Here is a 10,831-nt window from a genome sequence, read left to right as displayed (position 1 = left end):
CGGGCGCGGTGACCGGGTGGGCTCGGGCGACGAGTGTCCGTCGGATTCGCAGGCCGCGGGCCCCGGTCGCCATCGGCTGTCCGGCGTGTGCTCGGGCTGCGGGCGCGGTGACCGGGTGGGCTCGGGCGACGAGTGTCCGTCGGATTCGCAGGCCGCGGGCCCCGGTCGCCATCGGCTGTCCGGCGTGTGCTCGGGCCGCCGGCGCGGTGACCGGGCGGGCTCGGGGCTAGGAGCGCCCGCCGGATTCGCAGGCCTCGGGCCCTGTCCTACCATGACCTCGGGTGAGCAGAGAGGATCGTGGTGGAGTTCTTCACGACGCACGACGGGATGTACGTGCCGAGCGATCTGGCGGTGAGCCGCTGGTCGCCGAACCAATTGCACGGCGTCGCGGTGTGCGGCCTGCTCGCGCTGGAGGCCGAGAAGCACAGTCCGGGGGCGGGATTCGTGCCGGCGAGGATCTCGGTCGATCTGTTCCAGCAGGTCACCAGGGAACCGATCACGCTGCACAGCGCGGTGGTGCGGGCCGGTAATCGCATCAAGGTCGTCGATTCCTGGCTCGTCCAGCGGGACCAGACGCGGGCCAGGGCGACCGTGACCTTCCTGGCCGCCACCGACGACCCGCCGGGAACGATCTGGCAGCCGCCACGGACGCTGCCCGCCCCCGCGGAACGCCGTGACGATCCGCAGGGCGCCGCACCGCTGTTCAAGTCCGGTGACGGCGACTGGATCACCGACTTCGGTGCCGCTCGCGACGCCGAGCGCAAAGTCACCTGGCAGAACCTGCCCCCGCTGGTGGCCGGGCAACCATTCACGCCGTTCCAGCGCGCCGCCGCCACCGGTGACCTCACCAACCTCGTCTGCCACTGGGGTTCACGCGGCGTCGGCTACATCAATGCCGACATGACCCTCACCCTGTCCCGCCTGCCGGTGGGCCCGGAACTCGGCATGCAAGCCCTCGACCACGTCGGGAACGCCGGGGTCGCGGTGAGTACCGCGACCATGTACGACCGCGAAGGCCCGCTCGGCACCTGCGTGATCACCGCCGTGGCCAACGACCGGCGCCGGTCGGTCCCCGCCCAGCGCGGCGAGCCGGTGCCCGCGACCGCCGAGGGCTGACACGGGCCCGATGAATTCGCGCGGCCGGCGTCGTCTGCATTGACGACGGCGCGCGCCCGCGCGTCCCCGGTCCGTGTCCTGGAGGTCCCCTTGGCGAACACTCTTTCTCGTGACGAACTCTGGGCGATGGCGCACGCCGAACGGGCGGCCCTGGCCGAGGATCTCGCCGGTCTGACCGACGAGCAGTGGGCGCGGCCGTCGCTGTGCGGGAACTGGGTGGTCGAGGAGGTCGTCGCCCACCTCACCGCGGCGGCGAGTATCGGCAGGCTGCGGTGGCTGCGGAGTGTCCTCGGCGCCCGCTTCGACTTCGACCTGCACAATGCCCGGCGCCTGGCCGAACATCGTGGGGCCACACCCGCCGAGACCCTCGCGCTGTTCCGGGCGATCATCACCAGCACGACCGGGGCGTCCGGGCACACGGCGGCCTGGCTCGGCGAGGTTGTCGTCCATGGCCAGGACATCCGTAGACCGCTCGGGCTGTCCACCCTCCCCTCGACGGAGGCCGCCACCGCGGTCGCCGACTTCTACGCGAGCCGCGATTTCACCGTGCCCAGCAAGACCACCATCGCCGGCCTGCGCCTGGAAGCGACCGTCGGGCCCTTCGCGACGGGCGCCGGTCCGCTGGTCAGCGGTCCGGCGATCGCGCTGGCCATGGTCATGGCAGGGCGCATCGCCTATGCCGACGAGCTGACCGGGCCCGGCCTGCCCACCCTGCGCACCCGCCTGAGCTCTGGTCCCGCCGACGAGGCGTGAGCCGAGCCGGCCCGGTGTGCCCACGCTGCGGGCCCGCCCTCCGCCGTGCAGGAGCGACACCGACCTACGCCGCCGGGTGATTCGATCCCGATCGCAGGACTCAGGCGTACAGCGCACGATGGCGGTGCGCCCATTCCGGGTAAGCGGTGGCCGGACGGCTCAGTACCCGCTCGATATCCCCACTGACCTGCTGTTCCTCCGGGGTCGGCGCCCCGAGGATGGTCAAGGTGTGGTCGGCGACCGCCTCGGGCATGAATCGCAGCATGTTCTCCTTGGCCTGCGCCGGGGTGAGCTCGACGAAGGCGATCGGCACTTCGACGGCTGCTGCGATGGCGGCGGCCTGTTCACGCGGGGTCACCACGGCCGGGCCGGTCAGCGTGTAGGCGCGGCCCGCGTGCCCGTCCTCGCGCAGGGCTGCTGCCGCGACCGCGGCGATGTCGCCCGGGTCGACCGCGGGCAGACCGACATCGCCGAACGGCGCGGCGACGGTGCGCGCGGTGCGCACCGGCTCGATCCAGGCATAGGTGTTGGAGAAGAACGCCCCAGGCCGCAGCGCGGTCCACTCGAGATCGGACTCCGCCAGCGCCTGCTCGAAGGCGATCGTCCGCGCGTACCCGGCGGAGGCGGGACGGGTCACCGCACCCTGCGAGGACACGAACACCACCCGGCGGACACCGGCGGCGGCGACGGCCTTCACGACCTGGGCGGGTTCCGGCCCGGTCATGAGCTGCTCGCCGGTGATCAGCAGGAACAGGGCATCCGCATCGCGCAGCGCGGGGGAGAGACTGTCGAAATCGCCCAGATCGGCAACGACGTGTTCGACGCCCGCGGGCAGGTCGACGGGCTTGCTACCCCGAGAGACGGCGCGGACCTGCTCGCCCGCGTCGGCGAGCAGTCCGACCAGCTGACGGCCGATATTGCCGGTGGCCCCGGTGACGACGATCATGAGAACTCCTTGAGTTAGCTGGCTGACTAACTCAACGTAGCAAGGCCTGGCCGGGCTGTCTATAGTTAGTTGTGTGACTGACTCAGTGGCGCCCAAGGTCGGCAAGCGGGAACGGCTCGTCCATGCGGCCGCGCGGGTCTTCTACGAGCAGGGGATCGAGAAGACGACCATCGCCGACATCGCCGCCGCGGCCGATGTGCCGGTGGGCAACGTCTACTACTACTTCAAGACCAAGGACCAGTTCGTGCAGGCCGTGATCGACACGCACGCCGCGGTACTCGGCGAGGTCATCGCGGGAATCGAGCCGCTGCCCGGCCCTGTCGAGCGGTTGAAGGCGATGGTCGCGAGCTGGGTGGACCAGCGCGAACTGGCCGTGCGCTTCGGCTGTCCGACCGGCTCGCTGGCCGCCGAACTCGACAAGCGCGCCGACGCCTTCGGCGGTGAACCGGCGCGGCTGATGAGCCTGCTGATCGACTGGGCGCGGGCTCAGTTCGCCGAGCTCGGCAGGTCCGACGCCGCCGAGCTCGCCGTCGCGTTCGTCGCGGCCTATCAGGGAATCTCTTTGCTCACCAACACTTTCCGCGATCCCGAGCTGATGGTGACCGAGGGCGCGCGGCTGGAGCGCTGGATCGACGAACTGGCCGGTCGGAGCTGACCTCACCCGGCAGACTGCCAGCCGGAGCACAGCAGATCGATGGTGGTGATCCGGTCCTGTTCGGTGGTGAGGAAGACCCGCTGCTCGGCGATCCGGGCGGCGCCGGGAGCGTGGACGGGCTGCATCCGGACCAGCCAGTGCAGGGCGGGCTTGCCGCCGACACGGTCACCACCGGCGTCGAGCACGGTGAAATCGTCGGGCCCACCGAACCAGCCGCGGAACCGGTCGACGGCCGGACCCTGGCCGACCGCGTCGAACGGGCCGGGCGGAATGAGGCCGCGCAGGCGGACCTCGGGCGCGAGGCAGGCGGCCATCGCGGCGAAGTCGCGCCGGATCAGCGCGGCGAGAAACAGATCGGCGACGGGGGATTCGGTCGGCTGGAGGGTGAAGGTCGAAGTAGTCATACCGGAAGTGTCGGCCGTGCGCGCCGGCCGGACATCGGGTGATCACCCGATCTTTGCGGGCTGATCCTCGTCCGGCAGCAGGCCGTGGCGCATGGCGAAGACCGCGGCCGAGCCGCGGCTGTGCACACCGATCTTGGTGTAGATGTGCTCGACGTGGCTGCCCGCGGTCCGTGGACTGATGCCGAGTGTCTGCGCGATCTCGCGGGTGGAACGTCCGCGCACCAGCAGCGCCAGTACATCCAGTTCGCGGGCCGTGAGACCGGCGACCCGCGCGCGTTTGCGCGGCCTTCGCCCCTGGGCGGCGGCCAGCACCGCGGCGACGGCATCGCCGTCGAGCCTGCCCGCGGTCACCTCGGCGCGCAGGATCTTCGCGCGTTCGTCGGGATCGGCGGCCGGTCGGTGCGGGCGGTCCTCGCCGAGCGCGCGCAGCATCTGGGCGGCGGCCAGGATGCGGGCCGTCGGCGGCAGCATCGCGCCGGTGAGCCCGCGCGGATAGCCGGAGCCGTCCATCCGCTCGTAGACCATCGAGGCCGGTCCGGCCAGCGCGGCGAGATGCGGGCTGCGGGCCAGGACGCGCTCGGTGAGATAGGGGACCATGCGCACGCGTTCGCGCTCACTCGGGGACAGCGGTCCCGGTTTGTTCCAGATGCCGGTCGAGACGCCGATGGTGCCGAGTCTGCACACCAGCGCTGCCCGGCGGACCATGGTCGCCTGGTCGGCGGGCAGGCCGTACTCGCGGGCCGCCGCCGCTGCCAGTTCGGCGACCGCGCGCGAATGTCCTAGGAACCAGATGGCTTTCGTGTCGGCGTAGTCGGCGAACACCGCGAGCACCTCGGTGAGTTCGGCCTCGGGGATCGGGCGGTCGAGGGCGGCGCAGCCGTCGATCACGTGCTGCCAGGCGTCGACCTGATCGAGCCCGTCGAGCAGCGCGCCACCGTCGCGGGTACACAGGTCGACCAGGTCGGGATCGAATTCGGTGCCACGGCGTGAGCGCAGCATCTGCACGGCCGCGTCGACGCCGCCCACCCGTGCGTGTACCTCGGCGTCGTCGGCGATGTGGACCACCCGCATCACCGGGATGATCGCGTCACCGCGCAGCCCGGCGGGCACGCCGTGACCGTCCCAGCGTTCGAAGGCCTGTGGGAGCGCGGCGCGGACCGCGGCGGGCAGGTCGAGGCGCTCGGCGATATCGGCGGCGGTGCGGCAGTGGGTGAGGAACGAGTCCATGCTGTCGCGGATCCCGCCCGCCAGGAATCGGCCGGTCACCGAGATGCGCCGGAGCGGGGAGCCGCCCGCGGCCAGGTGGCCGAGCAGGAAGGTCATCATCGGCAGCCCGGCCTTGTCGATGCCGTAGCTGTCGGCCCTGATCCGCAGATCGTCGCCGTACCAGTGGGCCATCTCGGGCGAATCGGCGACGCAGCCGACCCACGCGAGCAGCGAAACGTAGTACGCCGCAGCGCGATCGGCATCGGACATGCCCGCGGCGTCGGCCAGCCGGGTGGCCAGCACCGTCTGGCGCAGGACGTGTTCCTGCGGCTGCCCGAGGCCGAGATCGGTGGCCAGCGACAGGGAGGCGATCAGTTCGGCCAACCGCATCGGCCGCAGCGGCTCCGTCATGGTGATCACAAGAGTACCCCTTGCGTTCGATGCATTGCCGATATATCGTCGATAGTGTCAAGAACAACGAGAGAGCCTGAGGAGGCTGTCATGCACAACGCAGAGAATCGAGAATTCGGACACTTCGGCCGCGGTCGCGGACCCGGCCCCACGGAATTCGGTCCCGATCGGCGGCAGTTCCGCCGGGGTGGGCGACACGGGCACGGTCCCGAGTTCGGACCGGGCTTCGGCCCAGGTTTCGGACCGGGTTTCGGTCCCGGCTTCGGTCGTGGACGCGGCCGCGGCGGCCGGGGCAGGCGCGGTGACGTGCGTGCCGCGGTGCTGCTGCTGCTCGTCGAGCGGCCCATGCACGGCTACGAGCTGATCCAGCAGATCCGCGAGCGCAGCGACGATGTCTGGCGTCCCAGCCCGGGGTCCATCTACCCGGCACTGGCCCAGCTCGAGGACGAGGGCCTGGTGCTCATCGAGAAGGTGGCCGGTCGCAAGACCGCCCAGCTCACCGACGAGGGCAAGACCTACGTCGAGGCCAATCGCGAGGAGCTCGGTGACCCGTGGGCCGAGGTCAAGCAGGACATCGGCGCGCAGGCGCTGGACCTGCGCGGACTGGTCGGACAGGTGATGGGTGCGGTCGGTCAGGTCGCCCAGGTCGGTACGGCGGAGCAGGCGGCCAAGGCGGCCGAAGTGCTCACCGAGACCCGCCGGGCCCTGTATCGCATCCTCGCCGAGGACGACATCACGCCAGGGGGCGACGCCACGTCCGGGAAGTGAGCTCCCGGTGCTGGGTCGGTGCCGCCGCGGCACCCCCGATAATTCGGGGCATTCATACCCCGTTTATGGAGGTGCGAAACCCACTCCGAGGGTGTATTTCTTTGGGATATGGGACAGCGGTGGCGCAGGCGGGTTTGGGGAGTGGCACAAAAGCGACGGGCAGGCGCGATCGCGCTAGCTGTCGCAGCGGCCTTCGGGAGCATGGCCGCGCCTGCCGGAGCCGAACCCGCGGGGTACCGGCCAGCCGTCGTGCCGAACGAACCGGGCCCGCGCCAGACCGACCATCTCGCCGCCGCCCGTTATCTGGACGGGCGTCCGGGCGCGGTTCCGCTGGGGGTCAACAACTTCGGCTGTAAGCCGACCGCCGAGCATCCGCGTCCGGTGGTGCTCGTGCACGGTACCGACTCCAGTGCGTACTCCGATTGGGCGGGTATCGGTCCGCAGCTCGTCGACGCGGGGATGTGCGTGTTCGCCCTGAACTACGGCGGCGCGCCCGGCGCCGACACCTACGGCACCGAGGACATGCGGATCAGCTTCGCCCAGCTCGCCGCGTTCGTCGACGACGTGCTCGCGGTGACCGGTGCGGCGAAGGTCGACCTGGTCGGCTTCTCGCAGGGCGCGAACGTCAGCCGGTACTACGTCAACAAGCTCGGCGGAGCGCCGAAGGTCGGCACCTGGGTCGGGCTCGCCTCGCCCAGTTACGGCGGCGTCATGTACGGACTCGTGCCGGTCGGCCAGGCTGTTCCCGGCATGATGGACGTCTACGCGAAGGTCACCTCGACGGCCGCGGTCCAGCAGGCGCAGGGCGAACCGCTGATGGTCGAGCTCAATGCCGGTGGCGACACCGTGCCCGGCCCCCGCTACGTCACCGTCGGCAGCCGGGTCGACGAGATGATCCAGCCCTTCGAGAACATCGCGCTGCACGGCGCCGGCGCGGAGAACCTCGTCCTGCAGGACCTGTGCGCCGACGACCTGACCGGCCATTTCCACCTGGTCTACGACCCGTTCGTGCAGCAGCTGCTGCTGCGGGTGCTCGACCCGGCCCACGCCCCGGCACCGGTCTGCAAGCCGGTGGCCCTCGGCACCGGTATTCCCCAGGTGATCATCGCCGGAAATTCCTGACGGCCCGGCCGGATGGTGCGCCGACGACTCGACCACGGGGATCAATAGAATGGGCTGACCGCACTTCGTCCAGCCGGGAGCCGCCGCGTGACCATTCAGCCCGTTCGCCTGTTCGGCGATCCGATTCTGCGTTCCCGTGCGGATGCGGTCACCGAGTTCGGCGCCGAGCTCGGCCAGTTGATCGCCGACCTCACCGAGACCATGCACGACGACGGTGGGGTCGGGATGGCGGCGCCGCAGATCGGGGTCGGGCTGCGGGTGTTCGTCTACGACACCGGTGACGCCGCGGGACACGTGGTGAACCCGGAATGGTCGCCGATCGGCGAGGAGGAGCAGGTCGGGCCCGAGGGCTGCCTGTCGATTCCCGGGGTGCGCTATGACGTGCGCCGCGCCATGCGGGTGCGCGTCACCGGCGTCGACAGTGCCGGTGCGCCCGTGGAATTCGAGGCCGAAGGGCTGCTCGCGCGGTGCGTGCAGCACGAGTCCGATCACCTCGACGGCGTGCTGTTCGTGAACAAGCTCGAGCCCGCCGACCGCAAGGACGCGATGCGCACCATCCGCGAATCCGACTGGTTCCGTGCCGGAGTCACCGTCCGCGAGTCCAGCGGCGTCGGCGGTGGCCGCTGATGCGCGTCGTCTTCGCAGGAACACCCGAACCCGCAGTGCCGTCGCTGCGCAGGCTGATCGAGAGCGAGCGCCACGAGGTCGTCGCCGTGATCACCCGCCCCGACGCCGTCGCGGGTCGCGGCCGCAAGATCATGCGCTCGCCGGTGGGGCAACTGGCCGACGAGCACGGCATCCCGGTGCTCACCCCGCGCAAGCCCGCCGAGCCCGAGTTCGTCGCGGCGCTGACCAACCTGGCCCCGGACTGCTGCCCCGTGGTGGCCTACGGCGCGTTGCTGCCCCAGCAGGTGCTCGACATTCCCACTCACGGCTGGATCAACCTGCACTTCTCGCTGCTGCCCGCCTGGCGTGGCGCCGCGCCGGTGCAGGCGGCGATCGATGCCGGTGACGACCTGACCGGCGCGTCGACCTTCCTGATCGAGGCAGGCCTGGACACCGGCCCGGTGTACGGCGTGATGACCGAGAAGGTCGGCGTGGCCGACACCGCGGGCGAGCTGCTCGCCCGGCTGGCGGAGGCGGGCGCCGTCCTGCTGGACAAGACCCTCGACGGCGTGGAAGACGGGACACTGCAAGCGATTCCGCAATCCGGCGACGGCGTGTCCTACGCGCCGAAGGTGACCGTGGAAGCAGGCCGGATCCGGTTCGACGAGACCGCACTGGCCATCCACCGCCGCATTCGCGCCGTCACCCCGGCGCCCGGCGCGTGGACCGAGATGAACGGGCTGCGCCTCAAGCTCGGCCCGGTGGAGATGGTGGAGGAAACCTTGCCCGAACGCGAGATCGAGGTGCGCAAGTCCGGCGTCTTCGTCGGCACGTCGACCACAGCGGTCCGGCTCGGCCAGGTCCAGCCACCCGGCAAGAAGATGATGAACGCCCTGGACTGGGCCCGCGGCGCCCGCCTTGCACCGGGCACGGTGATCGGATGAGTGCGTCGGATCGCAGGCGACGGCGGGAAGCCGACGAGCGCAGCGGCACCACACCGCGCGACGAACGCAAGGTCACGGGCAAGAACGTCGACGGTGGCTGGGCGGCCCGCGCGGCCAAGGGCGGCGGCACCGTGCGAGCGGGCGGCGGAACCGCGCAGCGCTCCGGTGGTTCGCGCCAGTCGGACGATCGTGGCGACGCCGGTCGCGGTACGAGTGGCTGGCAACGTGACGACCGTGGTCGTGACGACGATCGACGCGGTCGTGACGAACGATCGGGCGGCCCCCGGTCGGGTGGTCCCCAGGGCCGTGGCAGTGCGACCGGTGGTCGGGCTGCGGCGGATCGTGCTGCGCGCGAAGGAGATACGCGTGGCGCCGCAGCGGGTCGCGGCGGTGGTGCGCGCTCAGGCGGTGGTGCGGCCCGCGGTGACAAGCGCTCGGCGGGTGAGCGTGGCGGTAGTCAGGCCGGTCCGAGGGCGGATCGCAGGCGCGAGGATCGGCCTGATCCGAGTGTGCCGAGCCCGCGGAAGCGGCGCGGCGAGCCGGTCGACCCCGCGCGCGAAGTGGCACTCGATGTGCTGCGAGCCGTGCGCGAACGCGACGCCTACGCCAACCTGGTGCTGCCGAAGTTGTTGCGGGAGCGCAAGATCAGCGGGCGTGATGCCGCGTTCGCGACCGAACTCACCTATGGCGCGTGCCGTTCGCAGGGGCAGCTCGACGCGGTGATCGCGGCGTGCGCGGGGCGTCCGGTGGCCGAGATCGACGGGCCGATCCTCGATATTCTGCGGCTCGGCGTCTATCAGCTGCTGCGGACCCGCACCGGCGCGCATGCCGCTGTCGACACCTCCGTCGATCTGGCTCGTGCCGAATTCGGCCAGGGCCGTGCGGGTTTCGTGAACGCGGTGCTGCGGCGGGCAGGGGAGAAGACGGTCGAGGAGTGGGTGGCCGAGCTGGCGCCCGCCGATCCCGTCGGTGGTCTCGCCTTCGAATACGCCCACCCGACCTGGATCGCCCAGTCGTTCGCCGATGCCCTCGGCGCGCAGGCGGGTGAACTGGGTGCGCTGCTGGCCGCCGACGACGAGCGCCCGGTCGTGCACCTGGTCGCGCGGCCCGGTGAGATCACCGCCGAAGAACTCGCGCTGGTCACCGGCGGCGAGGAAGGCCGCTGGTCGCCCTATGCGGTGTACCTCGAAGGTGGCGACCCCGGTCAGCTGGAACCCGTCCGCGACGGCATCGCCGCTGTCCAGGACGAGGGCAGTCAGCTGGTCGCCGTCGCGCTGACCAAGGCACCGCTGAACGGCCCCGACGCGGGCCGCTGGCTCGATCTCTGCGCGGGTCCCGGCGGCAAGGCGGCCATGCTGGGCGCGCTGGCCGCGATCGACCTGTTCAGCGTCGACGCCGTCGAACCGGCCGAACACCGGGCCGAACTGGTCCGCAAGTCCACCCGCGGACTGCCCGTCACCGTGCACGTCGCCGACGGCAGGGACAGCGGACTGACCCCCGGTTACGACCGCATCCTCGTCGACGCCCCCTGCACCGGACTCGGTGCCCTGCGCCGCAGGCCCGAGGCCCGCTGGCGCCGCACCCCCGCCGACGTGCCGGAACTGGTCACCTTGCAGCGCGAACTGCTCACCGCAGCCTGGGAGCTGCTGCGCCCGGGCGGCGTGGTCGTGTACTCGACCTGCTCACCGCACCTGCCCGAAACAGTCGCGGTCGTCGGCGATTTCGTCCGCCGCTCCGGCGCCGAGCAACTCGACACCCGCGCATTGCTCCCCGGCGTCACCGACCTCGGCGACGGCCCATCGGCCCAGCTGTGGCCCCACCGCCACGGCACCGACGCGATGTTCCTGGCGGCCCTGCGCAAACCGGTCGACTAGCTGGTCGGCGGGCGACGACGCGCACC

Annotated in this window: 11 protein-coding genes; 8 read left to right on the top strand and 3 right to left on the bottom strand. The window is 71.2% G+C overall.

The features are described from left to right. Positions 1-300: 300 nt before the first annotated feature. Both ACWF9G_RS25405 and ACWF9G_RS25400 read left to right on the top strand, forming a co-directional pair. A complete protein-coding gene (locus tag ACWF9G_RS25405) occupies positions 301-1,116 on the top strand; it encodes an acyl-CoA thioesterase domain-containing protein (RefSeq protein WP_452518344.1) in 816 nt (271 codons plus the stop codon). Positions 1,117-1,206: 90 nt separating this feature from the next. Then, positions 1,207-1,869, top strand: coding sequence for a maleylpyruvate isomerase family mycothiol-dependent enzyme (locus tag ACWF9G_RS25400; RefSeq protein ID WP_452518343.1), 663 nt, complete (start codon positions 1,207-1,209; stop codon positions 1,867-1,869). Positions 1,870-1,969: 100 nt separating this feature from the next. Here the strand turns inward: ACWF9G_RS25400 and ACWF9G_RS25395 are convergent, their stop codons facing one another. Beyond that, positions 1,970-2,815 (bottom strand): SDR family oxidoreductase, encoded by an 846-nt coding sequence (locus ACWF9G_RS25395; protein WP_452518342.1) that lies wholly within the window; start codon positions 2,813-2,815, stop codon positions 1,970-1,972. A 73-nt stretch (positions 2,816-2,888) separates the two neighbouring features. Between ACWF9G_RS25395 and ACWF9G_RS25390 the strand changes: the two genes are divergently transcribed. Continuing rightward, a complete protein-coding gene (locus tag ACWF9G_RS25390) occupies positions 2,889-3,470 on the top strand; it encodes a TetR/AcrR family transcriptional regulator (protein ID WP_452518341.1) in 582 nt (193 codons plus the stop codon). Positions 3,471-3,472: 2 nt separating this feature from the next. Here ACWF9G_RS25390 and ACWF9G_RS25385 read toward each other — a convergent pair whose 3' ends face one another. Continuing rightward, positions 3,473-3,874, bottom strand: coding sequence for a nuclear transport factor 2 family protein (locus tag ACWF9G_RS25385; protein ID WP_452518340.1), 402 nt, complete (start codon positions 3,872-3,874; stop codon positions 3,473-3,475). Between the two features lie 42 nt (positions 3,875-3,916). Next, positions 3,917-5,491: an HD domain-containing phosphohydrolase gene (locus ACWF9G_RS25380; protein WP_452518420.1), complete on the bottom strand. Its 1,575-nt coding sequence runs from the start codon at positions 5,489-5,491 to the stop codon at positions 3,917-3,919. Positions 5,492-5,581: 90 nt separating this feature from the next. Between ACWF9G_RS25380 and ACWF9G_RS25375 the strand changes: the two genes are divergently transcribed. From ACWF9G_RS25375 to ACWF9G_RS25355, 5 genes are all read left to right on the top strand, one after another. Further along, positions 5,582-6,259, top strand: coding sequence for a PadR family transcriptional regulator (locus ACWF9G_RS25375; protein ID WP_452518339.1), 678 nt, complete (start codon positions 5,582-5,584; stop codon positions 6,257-6,259). Positions 6,260-6,367: 108 nt separating this feature from the next. Beyond that, on the top strand, positions 6,368-7,381 hold the full coding sequence (locus tag ACWF9G_RS25370; RefSeq protein WP_452518337.1) for an esterase/lipase family protein: 1,014 nt from the start codon (positions 6,368-6,370) through the stop codon (positions 7,379-7,381). An 87-nt stretch (positions 7,382-7,468) separates the two neighbouring features. Next, positions 7,469-8,008 (top strand): peptide deformylase, encoded by a 540-nt coding sequence (gene def, locus ACWF9G_RS25365; RefSeq protein ID WP_379308328.1) that lies wholly within the window; start codon positions 7,469-7,471, stop codon positions 8,006-8,008. Further along, positions 8,008-8,931, top strand: a complete 924-nt coding sequence (fmt, locus tag ACWF9G_RS25360) for a methionyl-tRNA formyltransferase (RefSeq protein WP_452518336.1) — start codon at positions 8,008-8,010, stop codon at positions 8,929-8,931. Before def ends, fmt begins: the two co-directional genes overlap by 1 nt. A gap of 509 nt (positions 8,932-9,440) precedes the next feature. After that, positions 9,441-10,805, top strand: a complete 1,365-nt coding sequence (locus tag ACWF9G_RS25355; protein WP_452518418.1) for an RsmB/NOP family class I SAM-dependent RNA methyltransferase — start codon at positions 9,441-9,443, stop codon at positions 10,803-10,805. Positions 10,806-10,831 lie beyond the last annotated feature (26 nt).

The sequence above is a fragment of the Nocardia sp. NPDC055029 genome (assembly GCF_053608525.1).
Note: the sequence above shows the minus strand (reverse complement) of the source record. Positions and strands in the feature narration are given on the sequence as shown.